21 protein-coding genes and 2 tRNA genes are annotated in these 22,489 nt (G+C 70.0%); 9 read left to right on the top strand and 14 right to left on the bottom strand.

From position 1 onward, the window contains the following. Positions 1-82: 82 nt before the first annotated feature. From glxA to HDA41_RS14610, 4 genes are all read right to left on the bottom strand, one after another. Positions 83-2,023 (bottom strand): radical copper oxidase GlxA, encoded by a 1,941-nt coding sequence (glxA, locus tag HDA41_RS14625; protein ID WP_184984128.1) that lies wholly within the window; start codon positions 2,021-2,023, stop codon positions 83-85. Next, complete coding sequence (locus HDA41_RS14620) at positions 2,020-4,023, bottom strand: glycosyltransferase family 2 protein (protein WP_184984126.1); 2,004 nt, start codon at positions 4,021-4,023, stop codon at positions 2,020-2,022. Before HDA41_RS14620 ends, glxA begins: the two co-directional genes overlap by 4 nt. 324 nt (positions 4,024-4,347) lie before the next feature. Further along, a complete protein-coding gene (locus HDA41_RS14615) occupies positions 4,348-5,061 on the bottom strand; it encodes a FadR/GntR family transcriptional regulator (protein WP_184984124.1) in 714 nt (237 codons plus the stop codon). Positions 5,062-5,174: 113 nt separating this feature from the next. Continuing rightward, positions 5,175-5,248: transfer RNA gene (locus tag HDA41_RS14610), tRNA-Lys, on the bottom strand. Positions 5,249-5,459: 211 nt separating this feature from the next. Here HDA41_RS14610 and HDA41_RS14605 point away from each other — a divergent pair. The 4 genes from HDA41_RS14605 (at position 5,460) to HDA41_RS14590 (ending at position 9,262) form a co-directional block, all read left to right on the top strand. Continuing rightward, a complete protein-coding gene (locus tag HDA41_RS14605) occupies positions 5,460-6,785 on the top strand; it encodes a peptidoglycan-binding protein (RefSeq protein WP_184984122.1) in 1,326 nt (441 codons plus the stop codon). A gap of 81 nt (positions 6,786-6,866) precedes the next feature. After that, positions 6,867-7,988 (top strand): SPFH domain-containing protein, encoded by a 1,122-nt coding sequence (locus HDA41_RS14600; protein WP_184984120.1) that lies wholly within the window; start codon positions 6,867-6,869, stop codon positions 7,986-7,988. A gap of 101 nt (positions 7,989-8,089) precedes the next feature. After that, positions 8,090-8,695 (top strand): lytic polysaccharide monooxygenase auxiliary activity family 9 protein, encoded by a 606-nt coding sequence (locus HDA41_RS14595; RefSeq protein WP_184984118.1) that lies wholly within the window; start codon positions 8,090-8,092, stop codon positions 8,693-8,695. Positions 8,696-8,794: 99 nt separating this feature from the next. Then, positions 8,795-9,262, top strand: a complete 468-nt coding sequence (locus tag HDA41_RS14590; protein WP_184984116.1) for a hypothetical protein — start codon at positions 8,795-8,797, stop codon at positions 9,260-9,262. Positions 9,263-9,340: 78 nt separating this feature from the next. Here the strand turns inward: HDA41_RS14590 and HDA41_RS14585 are convergent. The 6 genes from HDA41_RS14585 to ehuB all read right to left on the bottom strand — a co-directional run bounded on the left by HDA41_RS14585 (position 9,341) and on the right by ehuB (position 13,537). Then, positions 9,341-9,414 (bottom strand) — tRNA-Lys (locus HDA41_RS14585). 98 nt (positions 9,415-9,512) lie between these two features. Continuing rightward, complete coding sequence (locus tag HDA41_RS14580; RefSeq protein WP_184984114.1) at positions 9,513-10,274, bottom strand: IclR family transcriptional regulator; 762 nt, start codon at positions 10,272-10,274, stop codon at positions 9,513-9,515. Between the two features lie 198 nt (positions 10,275-10,472). Next, entirely contained in the window at positions 10,473-11,258 is a 786-nt protein-coding gene (ehuA, locus tag HDA41_RS14575; protein WP_184984112.1) for an ectoine/hydroxyectoine ABC transporter ATP-binding protein EhuA, read from the bottom strand. Further along, positions 11,248-11,898, bottom strand: a complete 651-nt coding sequence (gene ehuD / locus HDA41_RS14570; RefSeq protein ID WP_184984110.1) for an ectoine/hydroxyectoine ABC transporter permease subunit EhuD — start codon at positions 11,896-11,898, stop codon at positions 11,248-11,250. The genes ehuA and ehuD overlap by 11 nt, the downstream gene beginning before the upstream one ends. Continuing rightward, positions 11,895-12,611: an ectoine/hydroxyectoine ABC transporter permease subunit EhuC gene (gene ehuC / locus HDA41_RS14565; RefSeq protein ID WP_184984108.1), complete on the bottom strand. Its 717-nt coding sequence runs from the start codon at positions 12,609-12,611 to the stop codon at positions 11,895-11,897. Before ehuC ends, ehuD begins: the two co-directional genes overlap by 4 nt. Then, complete coding sequence (gene ehuB, locus HDA41_RS14560; RefSeq protein ID WP_230299366.1) at positions 12,608-13,537, bottom strand: ectoine/hydroxyectoine ABC transporter substrate-binding protein EhuB; 930 nt, start codon at positions 13,535-13,537, stop codon at positions 12,608-12,610. Before ehuB ends, ehuC begins: the two co-directional genes overlap by 4 nt. Before the next feature lie 107 nt (positions 13,538-13,644). Between ehuB and HDA41_RS14555 the strand changes: the two genes are divergently transcribed. Beyond that, a complete protein-coding gene (locus tag HDA41_RS14555; protein ID WP_184984106.1) occupies positions 13,645-14,139 on the top strand; it encodes a DUF3830 family protein in 495 nt (164 codons plus the stop codon). Here the strand turns inward: HDA41_RS14555 and HDA41_RS14550 are convergent. Both HDA41_RS14550 and HDA41_RS14545 read right to left on the bottom strand, forming a co-directional pair. Further along, positions 14,120-15,529, bottom strand: a complete 1,410-nt coding sequence (locus HDA41_RS14550) for an amidase (protein ID WP_184984104.1) — start codon at positions 15,527-15,529, stop codon at positions 14,120-14,122. The genes HDA41_RS14555 and HDA41_RS14550 overlap by 20 nt on opposite strands. 17 nt (positions 15,530-15,546) lie before the next feature. Further along, a complete protein-coding gene (locus HDA41_RS14545; protein ID WP_184984102.1) occupies positions 15,547-16,494 on the bottom strand; it encodes a D-2-hydroxyacid dehydrogenase in 948 nt (315 codons plus the stop codon). Between the two features lie 198 nt (positions 16,495-16,692). Between HDA41_RS14545 and HDA41_RS14540 the strand changes: the two genes are divergently transcribed. Together HDA41_RS14540 and HDA41_RS14535 are read left to right on the top strand one after the other, a co-directional pair. Next, positions 16,693-17,505: a maleate cis-trans isomerase family protein gene (locus HDA41_RS14540; RefSeq protein ID WP_184984100.1), complete on the top strand. Its 813-nt coding sequence runs from the start codon at positions 16,693-16,695 to the stop codon at positions 17,503-17,505. Beyond that, positions 17,502-18,233: a maleate cis-trans isomerase family protein gene (locus HDA41_RS14535; protein WP_059420125.1), complete on the top strand. Its 732-nt coding sequence runs from the start codon at positions 17,502-17,504 to the stop codon at positions 18,231-18,233. The genes HDA41_RS14540 and HDA41_RS14535 overlap by 4 nt, the downstream gene beginning before the upstream one ends. Before the next feature lie 316 nt (positions 18,234-18,549). On the opposite strand, the gene HDA41_RS14530 is transcribed toward HDA41_RS14535, so the two are convergent. After that, positions 18,550-18,822, bottom strand: coding sequence for a hypothetical protein (locus tag HDA41_RS14530; RefSeq protein WP_184984098.1), 273 nt, complete (start codon positions 18,820-18,822; stop codon positions 18,550-18,552). Between the two features lie 313 nt (positions 18,823-19,135). Here HDA41_RS14530 and HDA41_RS14525 point away from each other — a divergent pair, with 313 nt between their 5' ends. Together HDA41_RS14525 and HDA41_RS14520 are read left to right on the top strand one after the other, a co-directional pair. Next, complete coding sequence (locus HDA41_RS14525; RefSeq protein WP_230299367.1) at positions 19,136-19,360, top strand: hypothetical protein; 225 nt, start codon at positions 19,136-19,138, stop codon at positions 19,358-19,360. A gap of 103 nt (positions 19,361-19,463) precedes the next feature. Beyond that, positions 19,464-20,555 (top strand): LLM class flavin-dependent oxidoreductase, encoded by a 1,092-nt coding sequence (locus HDA41_RS14520; RefSeq protein WP_184984094.1) that lies wholly within the window; start codon positions 19,464-19,466, stop codon positions 20,553-20,555. Here the strand turns inward: HDA41_RS14520 and HDA41_RS14515 are convergent. Then, entirely contained in the window at positions 20,531-22,390 is a 1,860-nt protein-coding gene (locus HDA41_RS14515; protein WP_184984092.1) for a putative bifunctional diguanylate cyclase/phosphodiesterase, read from the bottom strand. The genes HDA41_RS14520 and HDA41_RS14515 overlap by 25 nt on opposite strands. Positions 22,391-22,489: the final 99 nt, after the last annotated feature.

Genomic DNA, 22,489 nt, shown 5'->3' with positions numbered 1-22,489 from the left:
GATCCGGAACGACTGCAGCTCCCAACCCGGACATGCGAAAGGGGCGCCCTCCCTGCCGGAGAGCGCCCCGAACCGCCGATGTCTACGGCACCTTGACCCACTGCGCCTTGCTCGGCGTGCCCCGGTCGTCCGTCACGAACAGCATGTACCAGCCCGCCTGGACCAGGTTCCGGTTCTTCGGCACGGTCACCGACAGCTTGTCGCCGGACGCCTTGAAGTCCAGCGCGATCGACCGCTGGTCGACGTCCGTGACGTGCGTGGCGGCGCTCGGGCGGATCAGCCGGACCTTCTGGATCTTCGCCGCGTCCGACGAGGTGAACGTCCCCGTCCCGCCGCGCTCGATGGTCTGCGGCCCGCCGGACAGGGAGGGCTGGTCGCCGTCGCCGTAGAGGTAGGGCGGCGTGTAGATCTCGATGCGCTGCTCGAACTCGCCCGGCTTGGTGTTGGCCTTGTCGCCGTACAGCGAGTCCGAGCCGAAGAACATCACGCGGCCGTCGGGCAGCAGGATCGACCCGGAGTGGTAGTTGCGGCCGACCAGCGGGTCGGCGACCCGCCTGAGCTCGTTCTTCTCCGTGTCGTAGAGGCGCGCCTCGAAGATGTTGGAGTCGCTGCGGCCCCGGTAGTCCTCCGAACCGCCGGAGACCAGCACGCTGTCGTCGGGCAGGATCGAGGCGTTCGGATAGCGCGTGCCCTTGTCCAGGGACGGGCCGTCGACGAAACGCGGGTCGTCGTCCAACAGGTCGACGATCCGGGTCTTCTCGCTGGACTCCTTGGACTCGCCGACGCCACCGCCGCCGATCACCATGTACTTCTCGTCCTGCGCGGGCGGCAGCAGCACCGTGCCGGACGTCTCCATCAGCCTGGGGTCGCTCAGGCCGGGGATCTTCGTGAACTTGTTGGTGTCCACGTCCCACACGCCCGGGTCACGGCCCACGTCGTCCGGCCCGTAGCCCGCGTTGGAACCCGAGTAGAAGATCTTGCCGTTCTGCATGAGGAACAGCGCCGGGTAGGTCGGGAACTGCCGGACCTTGTCGGTGTAGGTCCACTTCTTGGTCTTCGGGTCGAAGACCTCGTTCTTGCCCGGGACCAGCTGGCCGATGTCGTCCAGGCCGGAGACGCTGAGGATCTTCCCGTCGCTCAGAGTGGTGAGCGTCGGGTACCAGCGGGCCTCCTTCATCGGGTCGACCTTGATGTACTTCTCGGCTACGGGATCGAACTCGAAGGCGTCCCGGATGCCCTGGAAGTCCTTCTTGTCGAGGGCGAGCTTCTGCGCGATGCCGTACGTGTTACGCGCGTCATCGCCCTTCAGGCCCTGCACGCGGTAGTTGTCCTGCGTGCCCGTCTCGTACTTCTGGCCCCGCTTCTGCGCCTCGACGTAGATACGGCCGAGCCCGGGGTCGTTGCGCAGGAACCTGCCGGTCGCCTTGTCGAAGACCTTCTTCGCACGCGGCACGAGTACCGGGTCCTTCGAGACGAAGGTCTTGCCGTTCTCCTTGCCCGTGAACTTCGTGCCGGCGGGCAGTGTGATCGGCTTGTCCGGGTTCTCGTTGTGGACGATCATCAGGCCGCCGGCCTTGGTGACGTCACCCTTGAGCTTCTCGTACCGCTTGGTGCCGCCCGCGATCAGCAGGTTGCCGTTGGCGAGCTGCGTGTGGCCGGTGCAGAACAGGTCGCTGGGCGTCGGGACCTTCTTGATGGTGCCCTTGACCGGGTCCCAGATCCGGGTGTCGAACTTCTTCGCGTCGAAGTTGTCCTGGTTGTTGCCCGACCCCGCGACGAGCAGCACCTTGCCGGTGCGCAGCAGCGCCGCGTGGATCGTGTTCTGCCGGTACTCCTCGGGAAACTCGATGATCTCCCACCTGCCGTTCGCGGCCTTGTACTCCGGCTTGTTGATTGTGTACTGGTGGTATTTCTCGGTCCCGAAGCGGTAGAGCCACGGACCGTTCATCCCGGCCAGCGCGAGTACCACCGCCGTGCCGATCGCGAGTCGACGGGCCCGGCGGCGGCCTGCACGGTCGTTCATTCCTTACGTCCCCCAAGTCCACCAAGGGCGATCTGCATGGTCTGGTCGGTCCCCCCGACCTCCCCGTTTGCGCCAGGGGCGGCGGCCCAGTTGGGCTTGTGCTGCGGGGCGTGGGCCGTGGGCTGCTGCGGGATGGGCAGCGGCTGCGTCCGGTGCGGCCCCGCAGGGTCCTGCGGCTGTTCCGCGGCGGGCGCGGCGGGCTTCTTCGCGTCCTGCCGCAGCTGCCAGCGCCAGGCGAAGACCGGCGAGGCGGTGATCAGCAGCGCGAACGTCGCCCAGATGATCATGGCGGGGTGCGAGTGGCCGAAGACGAAGCCGGCCGCGATCGACGCACCGAAGATCGCGACGAAGTACCAGTGGTAGCGGAACGTCCCGAACCAGCGGTCCGGGCTCGCCGAGTCACCCTTGGGGGTGACCACGAACTTGCTCTTGCGCCGCAGCATCGAGTCGACCAGCGCCTTCGCGTACAGCGGCGCCGACAGCGCGGACATCACCATGCCGGCCACACCGCCGGAGCCCTCCGGCTCGTGCGGCGAGACGTTGTGCCGGCGGTTCCAGACGTACAGGCCGATCTGCAGGGCGGAGGCGTTGCCGTAGAGCATCAGCCAGACCGCCGGGTCGATGTTCACACCCGAGGCGCCCAGGCCCAGGAACAGACAGCAGCTCAGCGCCGCCAGGATCCAGTTCAGGGCCGACATCGGGTAGAAGATGATCATCATGGTGTAGTTGAAGAGCTTGCTCGGCGGCAGCGAGTACCAGCCCTTCCAGTACTGCTTGAGGATCGTCTCGTACGTCCCTCGCGACCAGCGCATCTGCTGGGTGAAGAAGTCCGTCCAGGCGCTGGGGCCCTCACCGACCGCGAGCACGTCCGGGGTGTAGACCGAGCGCCACTTGTTGCCCGTCGCCGGGTTCTTGTGGCGGTGCATCTCGAAGCCGGTCGCCATGTCCTCGGTGATCGAGTCGTACAGCCCGCCGATCTGCTTGAGCGCTTTGATGCGCACGGCGTTGGACGTGCCGACGAACATGGGGGAGCCGTAGCGGTTGCCCGCGCGCTGGATCAGCGCGTGGAAGAGGAACTGCTGCGACTCGGCGGCCTTGGTGATGGGGTTGTCGTAGTTGCCGTAGACCTGCGGGCCGATGACGAAGCCGACGTCCGGGTCGCGGAAGAAGCCGAGCATCCGCTCCAGGTAGTTGGGCAGCGGCACGTGGTCGGTGTCGACCGAAGCGAAGAAGTCGTAGCCGTCGCCGTGCGCCTCCAACCAGGCGTTGTAGTTGCCGTGCTTGGTCTTGGCGCGGTGCGGGCCCTTGGCCTGGTTCCACTTCGCGACGCCCTTGCGGGAGAAGTGGTGCACGCCGAGGCGCTCGCACACCGCCTTCACCTCGGGGTCGTCGCCCTCGTCGAGCAGCCAGACGTGCATGAGGCCCCGGTGGCGGATCTTCACCGCGGCCTCCAGCGTCTTCGTCACCATCTCCAGCGGCTCCTTGCCGGGCACGAAGGAGGTGAGGAAGGCCACTCTGGTGCCGGTCTCGGGCACCACCGGGATCGGGTCGCGGGCGACCAGCGTGGCGTGCGCGTTCGACACCACGTTCATGCAGCGGAAGAACTCGATCAGACCGATCGAGACCAGCATCACCATGTCGAGCGCGGGCAGCCAGTCGAAGGCCGGGTAGTCGCGCTCGGTCCAGTGTTCGGGCTGGAGCAGCCACACCAGCAGCACCACGGACAGCACGGGCGCCGCGGCCAGCATCAGCGCGACTCTTATACGGTGCGGTTCCTGCGAGATCAGCGACCGGTACTGCACCTTGTAGGGCTTGGTCGGATCAGGTTGGGTGAGGGGACCCGCGAGCCGGCTGTAGTGCTCGTAGTCGTATCTCGGCAGCGTCCTCTTGATCCGCCGGAACGTCCCCGTGGTGCTCATCCGATGCGTCGGCACCCTGAGCTGGGTGGTCTGGGACGGGTCGTGGTCCTGCTGCCGGGCGCCCGTCGGCCTCGACGTCATGAGTCATCCCCCCACACGCGGACACCGCGTGTTTCGTCGCTTTCTTCCGTCTGTGAGAGGTCCCCCTCGACCTTCACAGACGTATCAGTGGTGGGTCGCTGCCACCACGTCATCCACACCCTATAGACACGGCAACGCGACCTTCCGGTTGCATGATGCCCCCCACGGCATCGCTTCATGAACGGGGCCCCTAACCCCGCCCGGTCGGCAACCGGTTCTTTTGCCCCCCAACTGCCGCGTATGCGCAGCAACTTGAAAAACCAGAAAACCAGGGTTCTACGGCGTTCATCATGATCGCAAGATGCGAAACGCGGTGTTTACCGGTCATACGCGTTCATTGTGGCGAGTGTGGGGGCCCTGTGGAGCCGTTGTGGACAGACGGGCGCGAATGTTCCCGAAGTGCTCTCTTATGGTCTCCTCCGCCCGCACCGAGTCACCGGACCGGACCGCGTCGAGGATCTCCCGGTGCTGCCGGCAGGTCACCTTCGGGTCCTGCGGCTCGCCCCCGAGGTCCGTGCGGACCCGGTGGAAGGCGTCCCAGAACGCCTCCAGGACCTCGCTCAGCAGCACGTTGTCCAGCCCCCGGTAGAGGGTGGCGTGGAAGGCCCGGTCGGTCTCGGCGAGACCGGCCCCGTGCGCGGCCTGTTCCTCCATACGGATGACGAGCCCGTCCAGTTCAACGAGGTCCGCTTCCGGTATCCGCCCCGCGAGCCGGGAGGCCAGCCCGGTCTCCACCGCCTCCCGCAGTTCCAGCAGCTGGAGCAGGGAGTCCTCGCCCCGGTAGTGCCCGGCGACCGTGCGGAAGGCGAGGCCCTCGATCATCGGGGCCAGGGACATCGGGCCGACGTAGGTGCCGAAGCCGTGCCGGATCTCCACGATGCCCATCGCCTGGAGCGCCTTCAGCGCCTCCCGCACCGAGTTCCGGCTCGCGCCGAGGTACTCCATCAGCTCGGGCTCGGCCGGCAGCGGGGCCCCGGAGGCCAGCCGGCGGTCGATGATGAGCTTCTTGATCCGCTCCTGGAGGTCACGCGCTGCCATGGCGAGAGGGTATCCGGCCATTCGCGCGGGGGGCCGGGTTCCGGCCAGACCGCCCCAGGGCCGTCCACAGGCATACGAAAAGCCCCCCGCTTCCGCGAGGGGCCTCCGGTCGGTGCGCCGCCAGGGACTCGAACCCCGGACCCGCTGATTAAGAGTCAGCTGCTCTAACCAACTGAGCTAGCGGCGCGCGCTGACGGCGTAACTCTACAGGACGTCCGGAGGTGCTCCCGACCACCGGCCCCGGGCCCGGACCCCGGCCCGGGGAGGCCCCGTACGGGCGCCGCGTACATCATTCGGACCGTCAGCATGCGCGTGCGGAAGACAGTTGAGAAACTGACGGCGCGCGCCCGGACGGGCACAGGCGCGGCCTTTTCCGCCGGAAGTGTGAGGGGAATCGCATGGAGTCTCCGGTATTCGAGGAATTCGCCCCGGCGAGCGACTGCGACTGCCCCGGATGTGTCCACTGGCGCCGCGTCCTGCCGCATTCCTGGACCGGCCGCACCAGCGCCCACCCGGCCGCACACCGCGCCCTCGCCCTGGCCGCCGTGGCCTCGGCGGCGCTCGGCGCGGGCCATGCCGTACCGGCCGCAGCCGCCCCGCACGCACCTCACCGACCCGGCGTTTTGGCAGGTGAAGAGCCTGACACTCCCCAGGGCGGCCAGGTCCCGCTGCACGGCCCCGGCGGCCGTCCCGCAAACCCCTCCGCCGCCCCCAAGCTCACCGCCACCACCCGTACGGAGATCATCAACCGGGCCAAGACCTGGGTCGCCGCGAAAGTGCCGTACAGCATGAGCGAGTACTGGTCGGACGGCTACCGGCAGGACTGCTCCGGCTATGTGTCGATGGCCTGGAGGCTGCCCGGAAACGAATGGACGGGCAGTCTCTCCTCATACGGTGAGCGCATTTCCAAAGAGGAACTCCAGCCGGGCGACATTCTGCTGTTCCACAATGCGGCCGACCCGGAGAGCGGCTCGCACGTCGTCATTTTCGGCGGCTGGACGGACTACACGCACACCTCCTACATCGCCTACGAGCAGACCCGCCCGCACACCCGCCGGCAGTCCACCCCGTACGCCTACTGGAGCGACTCCGATCAGTACGTCCCCTACCGGTACAAGGGCGTCACCCCGGAGGAACCGGGGGCCGTGCCGGGCAAGGAACCGGTCGGCGGGAAGCCGGGCGCACCGGCCGCCACGCCCTACCCGGGAGCGGCGTATTTCGGCCCCGGCGCGAACAACAAGTACGTCACGCTGCTCGGCCGCATGCTCGTCGCGCGTGGGGCCGGTGGCTCCTACGCCTCGGGCCCGGGACCGCGCTGGACGGACGCTGACCGGCGGGCGACCCGGGCCTTCCAGCTGGCCCAGGGCTGGACGGGCGCCGACGCGGACGGCCTGCCCGGTCCGCGCACCTGGGAGCTGCTGGCCACGGGGAAGGGCAAGGAGGTGAAGGCCGGGGCGGGCGGGCCGCCACCCTCCTCCCACGGTGTCCCCGGCTACCCGGGGCGGGCGATGTTCCGGCCCGGCGCCAGTAACGCGTACGTCACCCAGCTGGGGAGGCAACTGGTGCGGAAGGGGTTCGGCAGGTTCTACGAGGTCGGGCCGGGGCCGCGCTGGGGCGAGGCGGACCGGCGCGCCGTCGAGGCCTTCCAGCGCACCCAGGGCTGGCGGGGCGGCGCCGCGGACGGCTACCCGGGGCCCGAGACCTGGCGGCGGCTTTTCTCGTAGAAGTTCTCCCCTGGAGGGGCCGGGATCCCGGCATCGGGGATCACCGTTGTGACGCATCTGGCGCGGAGGCTGGAGGCACCCATGAGTACGACCACTTCCCACACGTCCGGGCCCGACGGACCGGCCGACGGACCGGTCAGGCCCGCCCGGCTCATCCAGAACGAGGCCACCACCGAGATCCCCGTCCACCTGCTGTTCCGCGACGACCCCGACCCGGCGCCGGTACCGCTGAAGCCGGCGGTCGTCGCCCGCAGGCAGGGCACGGGGGAGCAGCCGCGCCTCAGACGCACGGCGGCCGTGGCGCCGCGCCCGGTGCCGCAGGTCGATCCCGACCTGGTGGAGCGGCCCGCGCGGGTGCTGCCCGGGGCGGCGGGTGTGCTGGCCGGGGCGTGCGGGGTGGCCGGGTGTGCGGCCACCTCCTGGTGGGCCGGGCTGCTCCCGCCGCTCGTGCTGGAGGCGCTGCGGCTGCCCGCGCACGCCGGGGCCGGGCTCGGTCCCGCGCAGTGGGCGGCGTACGCGGGAGCCGGGGCGCTCGGGCTGTTCGGGTTCGGCGGGCTGGCCCGGGGCCGGACCGGGCGGGCCTGGGTGCTGGATCTGTTCGGCCGCTACCGGGGGACAGTCCGGCGTTCCGGTCTGCTGTGGGTCAACCCGCTGCTGCTGCGCCGCCGGGTGGACGTACGGCTGCGGCACTGGCGCAGCGAGCCGGTGCCGGCCGCCGACGGGACCGGGGTCGCGCTGCGGGTGGTCGTCCTGGTGGTGTGGCGGGTGCGGGACACCGCGCGGGCGACGCTGGGCGTCGAGGACCACGAGACGTATCTGCGCGAGTGCGTCGAGGCGGCCCTGGCCCGGGTGCCAGTGGAGATGCCCGGCGGGACCAAGGGTTCCACGGACGCGGCGGCCGAGGCGCTGACCCGGCTGGTGGCGGCGGACGCGGCGCCGGTCGGCCTGGAGGTGTTCTCGGTGCAGCCGGTCCGGGTGGAGTACGCCCCCGAGGTCGCCGCCGCGATGCACCGCCGCCGGATCGCCGCGCTGGACGCCCAGCACCGGGCGAGCGTGCTCACCTCGGTCGTGGACTCGGTGGAGGACACGGTGACCCGGCTGACCATGCGGGGGCTGGTCGAACTCGACGACTACGAGCGGAAGGCGCTGGTGAAAGACCTCACCGTGGCGTTCTGCGCGGGCCGGGGAGAAACAGCTCCGTGATGGGGATGGACATGTTCAACTCACGTCCTTAGTCTCAGACTTGGTCTAGACCTACCTGCACAGCTCACTGAACCTCCCCCACGTTCACCAGGAGCGGCAGCATGCGCACAAGGACCAAGTTGTCCGCAGTCGCGGTGGGACTGGCCACGACCGGAGCCCTCGTACTCTCCTCCGGCGGCGCCAGCGGCCACGGCTACACCGACCTCCCCGTCAGCCGGCAGAAACTCTGCCAGAACGGCACCGTGACCAACTGCGGCCCGATCCAGTGGGAACCGCAGAGCGTCGAGGGGCCGAAGGGCTTCCCGGCCTCCGGTCCGGCCGACGGGCAGATATGCAACGCCGGTCTCGGCCAGTTCAGCCAGCTCAGCGCACCACGGACGCCGTCCGGCGGGGCCTGGCCCACCACCAAGGTGACGGGTGGCCAGACCTACACGTTCCGCTGGCAGTTCACGGCCATGCACGCCACGACCGACTTCAAGTACTACATCACCAAGCCGGGCTGGAACCAGAACCACAACCTGGCCCGGTCCGACCTCAACCTCACGCCCTTCCTCACGGTGCCGTACAACGGCCAGCGGCCGCCGTCCACGCTCTCCCACAGCGGCAGGCTGCCGTCCGGGCTGAGCGGCCGTCACGTCATCCTCGCGGTGTGGACGATCGCGGACACGGGCAACGCGTTCTACGCGTGCTCGGACGTGACGTTCTGACCCTTCTGAGGTTCTCTTGAGTCACCGGTGCGGCCGGCGTGGGTAGGTTCCTCCCACGCCGGCCGATCGGGGCCGGCGCATCGACTCGGGGGATGCGCGATGGACGTGATGTTCTACGGCGCACCCGGCCTGATCATGGCCGGGGCGCTCTTCATGACATACCGCGTGCTGCGTCGCTGGCTGCAGATCCGCGGGGCCTGGAACAGCGGCCTGACGGCGGAGGCGCGCTGCCTGCGGGCGTTCACGACGACCCACGGCGGCGGTAACGACACCTCCGTCCGCACCACGCTGCACCACGTCTACGAGTTCATCACGCACGACGGTCGCGTGATCCGGTTCGAGGAGGACAACGGGCCGGGGACGATCATCGAGGGCGACTACGTCACCGTCTACTACACCGACGGCCCCCAGGTCGTGGCCACGGCCCAGGCGCCGAGCCGGGGCAGGCACGCGGCGGCCACCTTCGGCATCATGGCGTTCCTCGGCGTGATCGTCGTGTTCTGCGTCGGCTTCATGGTGACGTACACCAAGATGTCGGCGATGGCCTCGGACGTCGCCGGATTCTGACCGTCTGCCGCAGGCTGACCAGGGAGGATCCCGAACACGCCGAAGGGCCTCTCGCTCCCACGAGAGGCCCTTCACCGGTGCGCCGCCAGGGACTCGAACCCCGGACCCGCTGATTAAGAGTCAGCTGCTCTAACCAACTGAGCTAGCGGCGCATGACTCCCGCCGACCGCGTTCCGCATCGCGTCCCGCGGCGGGCGACGAAGAAAATAATACCTGCTCCCGAGGCGTGCTTCCGACCAGACGGCAGGCCCTAGATCGCCATGGACAGCAGCACCGGCGCCGCGTTGCGGTTGAGGGTGTCCGCGGCCTGGCGCAGGCGGTGGGCGTGCTCGACCGGGAGGGACAGGGCCAGGCAGCCGACGGAGGAGCCGGCCGTGACGGGGACGGCCGCGCAGACCGTGCCGACCGCGTACTCCTGGAGGTCGAGGACGGGCACGGTGGGCGGCTGGGACTCCAGCCGGGAGAGCAGCAGCCGGTCGCTGGTGATGGTGCGCGAGGTGAGGCGGGCCATCTTGTGCCGGGCGAGGTGGTCGCGGCGGCCGGCGTGGTCGAGCTGGGTGAGCAGGCTCTTGCCGATCGCGGTGGCGTGGGCCGAGGAGCGGAAGTCGACCCACTCGTTGACCTTGGGTGTGGCCGGGCTGTCGGCGTACTGGGTGACGCTGATCTCGCCGTCGACGTACCGGCTCATGTAGACGGCGGCGCCGACCGAGTCGCGCAGCCGGTCGAGGGTGTGCTGGAGCTTGTCGCGCAGGGCCTGCTCGCGGTGCTGGGCGGAGCCGAGACGGGCCAGCGTCTCCCCCGTGACGTACGCGCCGTCGGTGATCTGCTCGACGTAGCCCTCGCGGCGCAGCATGCGCAGCAGTGCGGTCAGCCGCTCGGGCCCGATGCCGGTGTGCCGGGTGAGCTCGGCGTCGGTGATTCCGGTGGAACTGCGCGCCACCGTCTCCAGGACGCGCAGGGCTTCCTGGGCCGAGTGGTACGGGGTGGTCGGCGGCTCGTGCTTCAGCGCCACGGTGGTCTCCCCCTGCGCTTGCTGTTGGGCCGTGAATCCGGACAGCGAATCCCCTCCACGATAACCGGCAAAGGGCCTGCGGAGAGCGGGGGTTGACAAGATTCCCGGGGCCCCGGACCGGGGCATCGACCCTCTGGCATGTGCCAGAAGCATGCCCCAGTCGCCGGGCTCGGCATCCTGCCTGGTCACGCGGTGTAGTCAGAGGACCGCGCTGAGGAACTCCCGCGTGCGGTCCCGCTCCGGCTCGCTGAAGATCTTCTCCGGCGGACCGGACTCGATGACCCGGCCCGAGTCGAACATCAGTACCTGGTCGGAGATGTCCCGGGCGAAGTTCATCTCGTGGGTCACGCAGAGCATCGTGATGTCCGTGGAACGGGCGATGTCCCGCAGCACGTCGAGCACGCCCGCGACCAGCTCCGGGTCGAGCGCGGAGGTCACCTCGTCCAGGAGCAGCACCTGCGGCCGCATCGCCAGGGCCCGGGCGATCGCCACCCGCTGCTGCTGCCCGCCGGACAGCTGCGCCGGGTGCGCGTCGCACTTGTCGGACAGGCCCACCATCTCCAGCAGGCCCTTGGCCCGCTCCACCGCCTCGTCCTTGGACATGCCGAGGACGGTGACCGGTGCCTCGGTGATGTTCCGCAGCACCGACATGTTCGGGAACAGGTTGAACTGCTGGAAGACCATCCCGATCTTCTTGCGGACCTCCCGGACCTCCTTGTCGGAGGCCGGGAACAGCCTCTGCCCGTCGACCGTGATCGTGCCCTCGTCGGGCTTGAGCAAGGTCATCAGCAGCCGCAGGATCGTGGTCTTGCCGGACCCGGACGGTCCGATCAGGGTGACGTGCTTGCCGGCGTCGACCGAGAAGTCCAGGTGGTCCAGGACGGTGTTGCTCCCGAACCGCTTGGTGACCTGCTCCAGCCGGATCAGCTCGCCCGTGCTCCTGGCGGGGTTCTTCTCGGGGTTGGGGAGAGTGTCAGTGGACAAGGCGTCGCTCCAGGGCTCGCAGGAGAAGGGAGGCCAGGTAGGAAATGAGGATGAAGGCCACACCGATCACGGTGAGCGGCTCGGTGAACTGGAAGTGCTCCTGCGAGTACAGGCGTGCCTGGCCGAGCATCTCCAGCACGGTGATCGCCATCACCATCGGCGTGTCCTTGAGCATCGAGATGACGTAGTTGCCGAGCGCCGGGACGACCCGCCGCACCGCCTGTGGCAGGATCACCGCGGTCCACGTCCGGCGCAGCGGCAGGTTCAGTGCCGTCGCCGCCTCCCACTGGCCGACCGGCACGGCCTCGATGCCGGCCCGGTAGACCTGCATCGTGTACGTCGAGTAGTGCAGCCCGATGGCGAAGACACCGGTGGCCAGCGCCGAGAAGGTCAGGCCCCACTCCGGCAGCACGTAGAAGAGGAAGAACAGCTGCACCAGCAGCGGGGTGTTGCGGACGAACTCCGTGACCACCCCGAGCGGCCAGGTCACCCACCGCGAGGGCACCCGCATGAGCAGCGCCCACACCAGGCCCAGCGCGAACGAGATCAGCGAACCGAGGGCCAGGATCTGCAGGGTGACCAGCAGACCGTCCCAGAAGTGCGGCATGAAGCCGCTGACTGCGCTCCAGTCCCACTTCACGCGACAGCACCTCCCACACCGGTCGTCTCCGGCCGGCTCAGTTCCTGGTCGGCCGTGGACCCGACCGGCTTGCCCGTCTCGGCCTTGAGCCTGCGCTCCAGGCCGCGCATGCCGCGGGTCAGCAGGAAGGCGATCACGAAGTAGATGAGCAGGACGATCGTGTAGATCTCCGCGCTCTCCTGGAGCGCCAGACGCACCAGGTTGCCGCTGAACGCCAGGTCACCCATGCCCATGATCGACACCAGGGCGGTGCCCTTGAGCAGTTCGATGAGCAGGTTGGAGAACGGCGGGATCATCTCCGGCACGGCCTGCGGCAGCAGGATCAGCCGCATCCGCTGCCAGGGCGTGAAGCTGAGCGCGATCCCGCCCTCCTTCTGCGCCGGGTCGACGGCGTTCAGCGCGCCGCGCACGATCTCGGATCCGTACGCCCCGAAGGTCAGGCCGAGCGCGAGGGAGCCGGCCCACAGCGGCACCAGCTGCCAGCCGAAGGAGATCGGCAGCACGAAGTACACCCAGAAGATCATCACCAGGGCCGAAGTCCCCCGGAAGACCTCGGTGTAGAAGCCCGCGAGGAAGCGGACGATCCACAGCCGGTGGGTGCGCAGGACACCGACGACGAAGGAGACCGCCGTGGCCAACAGCGCGCTGCACACGAGCAACTGGATGGTGACCCAGACGCCCTTGAGTACGAGTTCCCAGAGTCCCGAGGTCATCCGCCGCAGAGCTCCTTCGCGGTCAGATCCGTCATCTCCGCCTTGGTGAAACCGAAGGGCTTGAGGATGCGGAACAGTTCGCCGCTCTTCTTGAGCTTGTGCAGCTCGACGTTGAAGGCGTCCCGCAGCCCGGTCTCGGTCGGCCGGAACGCGAAGGCGCCGCCGTCGACGTGCGGCTTGCCGCCCACGATCGGCTTGAACGGCTCGGTGGCCTCCGCCTTGGCGGACTTCTTCACCACCTCGCGTACGGTGAGCGCCGTACCGGCGAACACGTCCACGCGCCCCGCCTCGACCGCGTTCAGGCCCGCGACCTGGTCCGGGACGATCAGGATCTCGCTCTCCTTGTACCCCGCCTCGACGGCGTACTGGATCTCTGCGTATCCGGTCCCGGTGGCGAACTTCGCCTTCTTCTCGACGATGTCCTCGTAGCTGCGCAGCCCCTTCGGGTTGCCCTTGCGGACGATGAACGAGTCGAGCATCTGGTAGTCGGGGTCGGAGAAGATGACCTGCTCGCAGCGCTCGGGGTTGACGTACATCCCGGCGGCGACGACGTCGAACTGCTGGGAGTTCAGGCCCGGGATGAGCGAGCCGAACTCGGTCGGCACGGGCTGCACCCGGTCGACGCCGAGCCGCTTGAAGATCACCTTGGCCAGTTCCGGTGCCTCACCGGTCAGCTCGCCGTTCTTGTCGATGAAGCCGAACGGGATCTCACCGGCGATGCCGAGGCGTACGACACCGGCGGCCCTGAGCCGGTCGAGCAGGTCACCGCCCTTGGTGCTCGACGCGGTGGCCACTCGGCTGCATCCGGCGGTACCCAGCGCGCCGAGCGCCGCGACCCCCGCGAGCAGCGACCGGCGTGTGGGCCTGGATACGGCCTGGGATATGGGTTCCGGACTTCTCAGTGGGCTTCTCTGTGGTGGAGCCATGGGCGCGCGGCTACCCGACCGCATTCGAGTTATGCCGGTCTTTTCAAGCCCCGCACGTCTCCCGGTGTGCCCTTGACCGCGAGGGCGACGGGCACTCCCATGGAGGCATGGCTGATCGATATATCGAAGTCTCGCTGGTCAAGCGCGACGTGACCTGCCGGGCCAAGCTGCTGGACGACCGCGCGCCGATCACCTGCGCGGCCGTCTGGGACGCCCTTCCGCTGGCCGGGGACGTCTACCACGCGAAGTACGCACGCAACGAGATCTACGCTCTTTTCCCGCCATTCGCCGAAACCGAGCCACCTCTGGAAAACCCGACAGTCACCCCCATTCCTGGCGATCTGTGCTATTTCGCTTTCGCGGGTACGGAGTTGGGGACCAAGTCCTACGGCTACGACCGCGAGGTCCGCGCGGGGACCACGCTCGTCGATCTGGCCCTGTTCTACGAGCGCAACAACCTGCTGCTGAACGCCGATGTGGGCTGGGTCCCCGGCATCGTCTGGGGCCAGATCGTCGAGGGCCTGGACGCCATGGCCGAGGCGTGCAACGACCTGTGGAGGTCGGGAGCGGCGGGGGAGACGCTCAGCTTCCGGAGGGCGTGAGCCGGCCGGCGGACGCCACGCCGGCCTCGTACAGCGCGTGGGCCGCCCGCAGCACCAGATCGTCCCGGTGCCGGGCGGCCACGAGCTGAAGACCGATCGGCAGGCCGTCCCCGTCGGCGCCGACCGGCACGCTCGCCGCGGGCTGCTGCGTCATGTTGAACGGGTACGTGAACGGCGTCCAGCCCGTCCAGCGCCGGTGGCCGGATCCTTTCGGTACCTCGACGCCCGCCTCGAACGCCGTGATCGGCAGGGTCGGCGTGACGAGCAGGTCGTAGGAGTCGTGGAAGCGGCCCATCCGGCGCCCCAGGTCCATCCGGACGTCCACCGCGGCCAGATAGTCCAGCGCCGAGTAGCGGGCGCCCTGTGTGCAGATCTCGCGCAGGCCCGGATCCAGCAGTTCCCGCTGCCCCGGTCCCAGATGCTGTGTCACCCGGGCAGCCCCGCTGAACCACAGGGTGTGGAAGGCCTCCACCGGTTCGGTGAGGTCCGGGTCGGTCTCCGTGACGTACGCGCCGAGCTCCGCCAGCCGCTCCACGGCGTGCCGCACCGCCGACGCGACCTCCGGACGCACCGCCACCTGCCCGCCCAGCGACGGCGAGTACGCCACGCGCAGCCCGCGCACCCCGCCCGTCAGGCCGTCCGTGTACGTGCCGGGCGGCGGGGCGAGTGCCGACCAGTCACGCGAGTCGGGGTGGCCGATGACGTCCATCAGCAGCGCCGCGTCCGCCGCGTCCCGGGCCATCGGCCCGACGTGTGCCAGCGTCCCGAACGCGCTCGCCGGGTAGAGCGGCACCCGCCCGTATGTCGGCTTCAGCGCGAAGATCCCGCAGAACGACGCCGGGATACGGACACTGCCGCCGCCGTCCGTGCCCAGCGACAGCGGTCCCGCGCCGAGCGCCACGGCCGCCGCGCTGCCGCCGCTGGACCCGCCCGCGGTGCGCGAGGGGTCGTACGGGTTGCGCGTCACGCCGCTGAGCGGCGAGTCCGTCACGCCCTTCCAGCCGTACTCGGGGGTCGTCGTCTTGCCGATGAAGACCGCCCCGTGCTCCCGCAGGCGGGCCACGGACGGGGCGTCCTCGTCCCAGCGCCCCGCCGGATCCACGGCCTTCGACCCGCGCAGGGTCGGCGCGCCGCGCAGCAGCAGGATGTCCTTGACCGTGACCGGCACCCCGTCCAGCAGCCCCTGCGGCTCACCGCGCCGCCAGCGCTCCTCCGACTCCCTAGCCCGGGCCAGCGCGTCCTCGGCGGTCAGCCGGACGAAGGCGTTCACCTCCGGCTGGATCGCCTCGGCCCGCTCCAGCGCCGCGCGGGTCGCCTCCACGGGGCTCCACTCGCCCTTGCGGTAGCCGTCGAGGAGCCGTACGGCGGTCAGCTCGGTGAGCTCGGTCATGCACCCTCCAAGGAACGTCAGTGTCCGGGTACATACCCGCGCTGTTTGTCGACCACGTTCTCCAGCGGCTTTCCCGCCGCCCACAACTCGTACAGCTCAACGAACTGGGCGCCGAGCTCGTCCCGCCAGCCGATGGTGTCGCCGCTCATGTGCGGGGACACGATCAGGCCCGGGACCTGCCACAACGGACTGTCGGGGGTCAGGGGCTCGGACTCGAAGACGTCCAGGGCGGCGCCCGCGATCCCGTGCTTGGCCAGGGCCTCGGCGAGCGCCTCCTCGACGACCAACTGGCCGCGGCCGATGTTGACGAACCGGGCGGACGGCTGCATCACGCCGAAGCGGCGGGCGTCGAACATGCCGTGCGTCTGCTCCGTGAGCGGTGCCGCCGCGATCACCCAGTCGGCGCGCGCCAGCAGCCGGTCCAGATCCTCCGGGCCGTGCACGCCGGTGCGCGGGGTGCGCCCGACGAGCGCCGTCGTGATGTCGAGCGCGCCCAGCGTACGGGCGATCGCCCGGCCGATGGGCCCGGTGCCGACCACGACGGCCCGGCTCCCGGCGACCTTGTGCGACTCGCGGTGCCGCCAGGTCCGCTCCCGTTGCAGCTCCAGAGTGCGCGGCAGGTCCTTGGCCATCGCCAGCACGAGCGCGGCGACGTACTCGGCGATCGGCTGGTCGAAGATGCCGCGCGCGTTCGTCACCACCGTGTCGGAGGCCGCGAGTTCGGGGCACATCAGATGGTCCACACCGGCGCTCGCCGTATGCACCCAGCGTGGCCGTGGGCCCTCGCCGGGCCAGGCGTCCCGCACGGCGCGCGAGGTGAAGTCCCACACCAGCAGTACATCCGCACGCGGGAGGCGTGCGGCGAGACCCTTCGCGTCGGTGTGTTCGATGCGGGCGCGGCCGGTGAGGCTTCCGAGGCGGGGGAGGGGTTCGGCGTCCAGGACGAGGAGGGTGGGGGTGGGCATGAGCAGCCGTTTCTCCAGCCGTGCGGCGGGGGTGGCCGGTCTTCGGGAGGCGGCCGGTGACGACGAGTTAACACGTTGTTGACCAGGGAATGATCCGGGCGGATTGACCACGCTCGCACCCGAACCTACCGTCGTCAACACGGGCGTTCCCACGATCCGTTGCACACTCGTTGCCCAGTGTGAGGCCGGTGCCCTGCCATGGACGTCTCATTTCTCGGCGGGCCCAGCCCGCAGCGCGGGGTCGGCGTCGTCGCCCCCTTCGACTTCGCTCTCGACCGCGAGCTGTGGCGGTGGGTGCCGGACGAGGTCTCCCTGCACATGACACGAACACCGTTCGTGCCGGTCGAGGTCAGCCTCGATCTGGCCCGCATGGTCAGCGAACACGAGACGCTGAGCGAGGCGGTCGGCACGCTCAACGCGATCGCTCCCGAGGTCATCGCCTACGCCTGTACGTCGGGCAGCTTCGTCGGCGGCGTCATGGGCGAGCGCGCGATGTGCGAGGCGATGAGCCGGGCGGGCGCCGTACCGGCGATCACCACCTCGGGCGGGCTGCTGGAAGCCCTGGTGGAGCTGGACGTACGGCGGGTGGCGCTGGTGACGCCGTACACGGTGTCGGTGACGCAGTCGCTGGAGGCCTATGTGGCCCAGGCGGGCGTCACGATCTCCGGCTGTGCCTTCATGGGCCTGACCCGGCACATCTGGAAGGTCCCCTACCGGGAGGTCGTGGACATGGCGCGGCAGGCCGTACGCGAGGACGCCGACGCCCTGTTCATCAGCTGCACCAACCTGCCCACCTACGACGTCATCCCCCAGTTGGAGGCCGAGCTGCGCATCCCGGTGATCTCGGCCAACCAAGTGACGATGTGGGCGGCGCTGCGCCGATTGGGTACCCGTGCGGTGGGGCCGTATCAAGCGCTGATCAATCCGGAGGCGCGTGCCGGTCTCGGATCGCCGGGGGCGCACGCCGGTCCCGTCGTGCCGGAAGAAGAGCAGCAGGAAGGCTGGACATGACAGCACTGGGATTTCTCTACCCGGGCCACTCGGCCGAGGACGACTATCCGCGCATCGAGCAGTTGCTGGGCAGTGACATCCGGGTGGACCTGGTGCACACCGACATCGGTGAGGACGCGCACCGGGTGGACGCGCTGCTGGAGATGGGCTCCGCCGGCCGACTGGCGGCGGGCGTGCAGGAGCTGCGGCACGCCGGCGCGGACGCCGTGGTGTGGGCCTGCACCAGCGGCAGCTTCGTCTACGGCTGGGACGGCGCGCAGGAGCAGGTGCGCACCCTGGCGCAGACGGCCGGCATGCCGGCCTCCTCGACGTCCTTCGCGTTCGTGCACGCGGTACGGGAGCTGGGGGCGCGCCGGGTCGCGATCGGCGCGACGTACCCGGACGACGTGGCCCAGCTGTTCGCCGAGTTCCTGCGGGCGGACGGCGTCGAGGTCGTCTCGGTGAAGAGCTCCGGCATCATCACGGCCGCCGAGGTCGGCACGTGGGGCGAGGCCGAACTCCTGGCCATGGCCCGGCACTCCGACCACCCCGACGCTGATGCCCTCCTCCTGCCCGACACGGCCCTGCACACGGCGGCCCACATCCCGGCGCTGGAGAAGGACCTCGGCAAGCCGGTCCTGACCGCCAACCAGGTCACGGTCTGGGAGGCCCTCCGCCTGGCCGACCGCCGCGTGAACGCGCCGGAACTGGGCGCGCTGTTCACGAGGGAGCCGATCGTCCAGGCGTGAATGAGCGCGCCGTCCTCGCCGCATGCACGGCTTCACGTTCTCCGTTCAGGCGGCGGGGGCGGGGGATACGGCGGTGGCGGAGCGGAAGGCGGTTCCCGGCGGCGACGGGTCAGGACGGAGGGGAACACAAAACCCACGGCTCCTCCCGCGGCAGCGCCGACCAGCATGGCCAGCGGAAGGTCCCAGCCGACCCCGGAGTCGAGCAGCTCCTGCGGCGCTGCGACCACGCACCCGAAGAGGCCCGCGGAGAACGCGCCGCGCCGACGGTCGCGCAGACCCGCCCCGTTCCCGCTCGGGCGCTCCTCCGGGCTTCCTCTCATGACGGCGTCCGTCCGGTCCTGGCGCGGCGCCACCGAAGCACGCGCAGCACCACATAGGAGACGAGGGCGACCGAGAAGATCACGCTGACTGCCGCTCGAGCCACCAGCCAGGCGATTCCACTCGGGTCCCAGACGACCTCGACCAGATTCATGCCGACGGCCACGGCGAACGCCGCTTTGAGCCGGGTCCCCGCCGCAGCCACCCGGTACGCCGGGGGCGCGCCCTGCCCTTGGAACGCGGTCGGCTTCGTCGTGGGACTGCTCGCCATGGATTCCACCTCGTGTGAGCGAACTCGACCGCCGGTTACCTCTGCCGTGCCCTTGAGCATGCCTTCCATGTGGGCCGGAATCAGTCCTACCCCTTATTCGGTATGGACCGGGGCATAGGTACTCCAACAACCCACTCAAAGCTGAGGAATACTCAACTCCGCCGCCTCACATGGCGCTTGGGTTGTCCGAAAGCGCGTTCCCCTTCAGCTGTCCATCCCGTGCACACTGGCCACGTCCGCAGCCAGTCGTGCCGTGAAGGACTCCCCGATGGCCGAACGGGGCCCGTTCAGATTCCGTGTAAGCGCTGTCCAGATGTCCGGGCGCCTGGTGTGCTGGAGCCTGGCCGCAGCGATGGTCACCGCCGGCGTCGACGCCGTCCTCGATCCGCGGGCCGGCTGGTGGGGCGCGGTGTGGTCGCTGCCGTGGTGGATCTTCGGTGCGGCCGTCCTCATGTGGGGCGTGCTCCGGTCCCGCGAGAAGGCGGACCGCCGGCCTCCGCACGACAGTGTGCGAAGCCACTGGGAGCGGGCCGCCTGACACCGCCGGTGCGGCCACCATGACCCCATCGGGAATAAGCGGAGACAGTCCCCTGTTAGAGCCGGAACGACAGCACACGGCCCACAGCAGGAGGCACCCCACCGTGGCGGCAGACGAGATACGCGGCGCAGCACAGGGCGGCGCCCCCGTCCCCCTCTCCGTACTGGACCTGGTCTCCGTAGGGGCCGGCCGCACCGCCTCCGACGCGCTGCGCACCAGCGTCGACCTGGCCCGCCTCGCGGAGGCCCGCGGCTTCCACCGCTACTGGGTCGCCGAGCACCACTCCATGCCGGGCGTGGCCTCGTCGTCCCCGGCCGTGATCCTGGCCCACCTCGCCGCCCACACCGACCGCATCCGCCTCGGCTCGGGCGGTGTGATGCTGCCCAACCACGCCCCGCTCGTCATCGCCGAGCAGTTCGGGACGCTGGAGGCCATGGCCCCGGGCCGCGTCGACCTCGGCCTCGGCCGCGCTCCCGGCACGGACGGTGCCACGGCGGCGGCCCTGCGCCGCACCGACCGGCCGGGCGAGGGCGCCGACGACTTCCCCCAGCAGCTCGCCGAGCTGACCCGGTTCCTCGACGACGACTTCCCCGACGGCCATCCCTACCGTCGTATCCACGCCGTACCGGGGCCGGTCCAGGCCACGTCCCCCGGCGGCGTCCAGTCCCCGCACCGCCCGCCCATCTGGCTGCTCGGCTCCTCCGGCTTCAGTGCCCGCCTGGCCGGCGCACTCGGACTGCCCTTCGCCTTCGCCCACCACTTCTCGGCGCAGAACACGATCCCGGCCCTGGACCTGTACCGGGAGTCCTTCCAGCCGTCCGCCGTGCTCGACGAGCCGTACGCCCTCATCGGCGTCTCCGCCCTCGCCGCCGACGAGGAGCGGGAGGCCCGCCGCCAGGTCCTGGCCGCCGCGCTCAGCATGGTCCGGCTGCGCACCGGACGCCCCGGCCTCGTACCCAGCCCCGAGGAGGCGGAGGCCCACGAGTTCAGCCCGATGGAGCGCGACTTCGTCGACTCCTGGAACGCGAACGTCATCCACGGCACCCCGGACGAGGTCCGCTCCGGCCTGGACGACCTCGCCAAGCGCACCGGCGCCGACGAGCTGATGATCACGGCCAACGCGCACGGCGGCGACGTACGCGTGCGCTCCTACGAACTCATCGCCGACGCCTACGGGTTGCCGACGCCCGCCTGAACACCCGGCGTGTCCAGCAGCTCGGAGATGCGATCCGGCGGCACCGGACGGGAGTAGAGCCAGCCCTGCCCGGTGTCGCAGCCGATGCGCCGCAACCGGGTCGCCTGGGCCGAGGTCTCCACGCATTCGGCGGTGACGGTCAGCCCGAGCCGGTGGGCGAGCTGGATCATCGCCTCGACCACGACCTCGTCGGCCGGGTTGGGGCGGGTGGAGGTGTCCCGGTCGTCGTACTGGAAGCCGCGGACGAAGGTGCCGTCCAGCTTCAGGACGGACACCGGCAGGCGGCTGAGGTAGGCCAGGTTCGAGTAGCCGGTGCCGAAGTCGTCGATGGCGATGCGTACGCCCATCTCGCTGAGGGCCTTCAGGGCCTGGAGCGGCCGGCCGGCCGAGCCCATCACCGCCGACTCGGTGAGCTCCAGCTGGAGCAGGTGCGGCGCGAGGCCCGTCTCGGCCAGGGTCTCCGCCACGTCCGCCACCAGGTCGGAGTCCCAGACCTGACGCACCGCCACGTTCACGCTCACGAAGATCGGCGGCTCGTCGGGGTGGTCCAACTGCCAGCGACGGGCCTGCCGGCAAGCTGTCCGCAGCACCCAGCGGCCCAGCGGAACGATCGAACCGTCCTCCTCGGCAAGTCCGATGAACCGATTCGGCGTCAGTACGCCGAACTGAGGATGATTCCAGCGGATGAGCGCCTCGACCCCGTGCAGCCGGTCGTCCTCCATGCCGACCAGCGGCTGGTACTCCAACTGGAACTCGCCCCGGTCGATGGCCGGCCGCAGCGTGGAGGCGAGGGCCTGGCGGGTCATGCGGTGGGCGTTGCGCTCCGGGTCGAACAGGGTCCAGCGGGACTTGCCGTCGGCCTTCGCCCAGTACAGCGTGGTGTCCGCCGCCTGCATCAGGGCGGTCGGACTCGTCCCGGCCGCGTGCCGCTCCACGACACCGATCGACGCCGAGACCGACAGCCGCTGGCCGGAGATGTCGAACGGGTCCTGGATCGCCTCCAGCACCGACTCGGCGAGCTCGGCCAGTTGCTCGGTGCCCGTGGAGTCCTCGACGAGCAGTGCGAACTCGTCCCCGCCGAGCCGGGCCACCAGCGGGGTGCTGGGGCGGGCGTGACCGGCCTCGTCCGCGCAGCGCGTGAGGCGCTCGGCGACGGCGGCCAGCAGCCGGTCGCCCACGCGGTGGCCGAGGGTGTCGTTGATGGCCTTGAAGCCGTCCAGGTCCAGGTAGCACAGGCCGATCCGGCCGGTGCCGCTCTGCTCGTACGACTCCGCCTCCAACGCGGCCGACAGGCGTTCGAAGAACAGCGTGCGGTTGGGCAGCCGGGTCACCGGGTCGTGCATCTGCAAGTGCCGTAGCCGGCCCTGGAGTTCACGGCGGGAGCTGATGTCGGCGACGGACAGCAGGACGGCCCGGTCCTCGGCGGGCAGCGGGGCGACCGTCACCTGCACCCACAGCGAGTGCCCGTCGGGGTGTTTGAGGCGGCGCGTGCAGCGCAGCCGGGACTGCCGGCCCCGCAGCACCTCGCGGTACGCGTGCCAGGTGCGGGCGTCACAGGTGAGGTCGACCAGGTCGGCGGCGACGGCCCCGGCCAGCTCGTCCGGGGCACTGCCGAGCAGCGCGCCGAGCGAGTCGTTGGCGCTGACGACCATCCCCTCCCGGTCGACGACGGCCATGGCGAGCGGGGCGGCCGTGAAGACGGAGCTGTAGGGCGCACGCGCCGGGGGCTCGGTACGGGAAGGCGTGTTGATCTCACTCTCTGTGACGACCGGCCGGTCGAGGTCTGCCGCGGGCGCCGGCCCTTCGGAGGTTCCGCTCACCGCTCGCTCCCGCATGTATTCGATCTCTGTCCGTGCAGGAAAGGTCAGGAAAGTGTGCCGATCATAGATGCTGGCTCCGGGCCCTTCCAGCCGGTCATAAGTGTTCCCGGCCAG

The sequence above is a fragment of the Streptomyces caelestis genome, assembly GCF_014205255.1.
Taxonomy (GTDB): Bacteria; Actinomycetota; Actinomycetes; order Streptomycetales; family Streptomycetaceae; genus Streptomyces; species Streptomyces caelestis.
Note: the sequence above shows the minus strand (reverse complement) of the source record. Positions and strands in the feature narration are given on the sequence as shown.

Coding starts and splice junctions, on each gene's coding strand:
- glxA (WP_184984128.1), bottom strand. CDS start 2,023: ATGAACGACCGTGCAGGCCGCCGCCGGGCCCGTCGACTCGCGATCGGC.
- HDA41_RS14620 (WP_184984126.1), bottom strand. CDS start 4,023: ATGACGTCGAGGCCGACGGGCGCCCGGCAGCAGGACCACGACCCGTCC.
- HDA41_RS14615 (WP_184984124.1), bottom strand. CDS start 5,061: ATGGCAGCGCGTGACCTCCAGGAGCGGATCAAGAAGCTCATCATCGAC.
- HDA41_RS14605 (WP_184984122.1), top strand. CDS start 5,460: ATGGAGTCTCCGGTATTCGAGGAATTCGCCCCGGCGAGCGACTGCGAC.
- HDA41_RS14600 (WP_184984120.1), top strand. CDS start 6,867: ATGAGTACGACCACTTCCCACACGTCCGGGCCCGACGGACCGGCCGAC.
- HDA41_RS14595 (WP_184984118.1), top strand. CDS start 8,090: ATGCGCACAAGGACCAAGTTGTCCGCAGTCGCGGTGGGACTGGCCACG.
- HDA41_RS14590 (WP_184984116.1), top strand. CDS start 8,795: ATGGACGTGATGTTCTACGGCGCACCCGGCCTGATCATGGCCGGGGCG.
- ehuC (WP_184984108.1), bottom strand. CDS start 12,611: ATGACCTCGGGACTCTGGGAACTCGTACTCAAGGGCGTCTGGGTCACC.
- ehuB (WP_230299366.1), bottom strand. CDS start 13,537: ATGGCTCCACCACAGAGAAGCCCACTGAGAAGTCCGGAACCCATATCC.
- HDA41_RS14555 (WP_184984106.1), top strand. CDS start 13,645: ATGGCTGATCGATATATCGAAGTCTCGCTGGTCAAGCGCGACGTGACC.
- HDA41_RS14550 (WP_184984104.1), bottom strand. CDS start 15,529: ATGACCGAGCTCACCGAGCTGACCGCCGTACGGCTCCTCGACGGCTAC.
- HDA41_RS14545 (WP_184984102.1), bottom strand. CDS start 16,494: ATGCCCACCCCCACCCTCCTCGTCCTGGACGCCGAACCCCTCCCCCGC.
- HDA41_RS14540 (WP_184984100.1), top strand. CDS start 16,693: ATGGACGTCTCATTTCTCGGCGGGCCCAGCCCGCAGCGCGGGGTCGGC.
- HDA41_RS14535 (WP_059420125.1), top strand. CDS start 17,502: ATGACAGCACTGGGATTTCTCTACCCGGGCCACTCGGCCGAGGACGAC.
- HDA41_RS14530 (WP_184984098.1), bottom strand. CDS start 18,822: ATGGCGAGCAGTCCCACGACGAAGCCGACCGCGTTCCAAGGGCAGGGC.
- HDA41_RS14525 (WP_230299367.1), top strand. CDS start 19,136: ATGTCCGGGCGCCTGGTGTGCTGGAGCCTGGCCGCAGCGATGGTCACC.
- HDA41_RS14515 (WP_184984092.1), bottom strand. CDS start 22,390: ATGCGGGAGCGAGCGGTGAGCGGAACCTCCGAAGGGCCGGCGCCCGCG.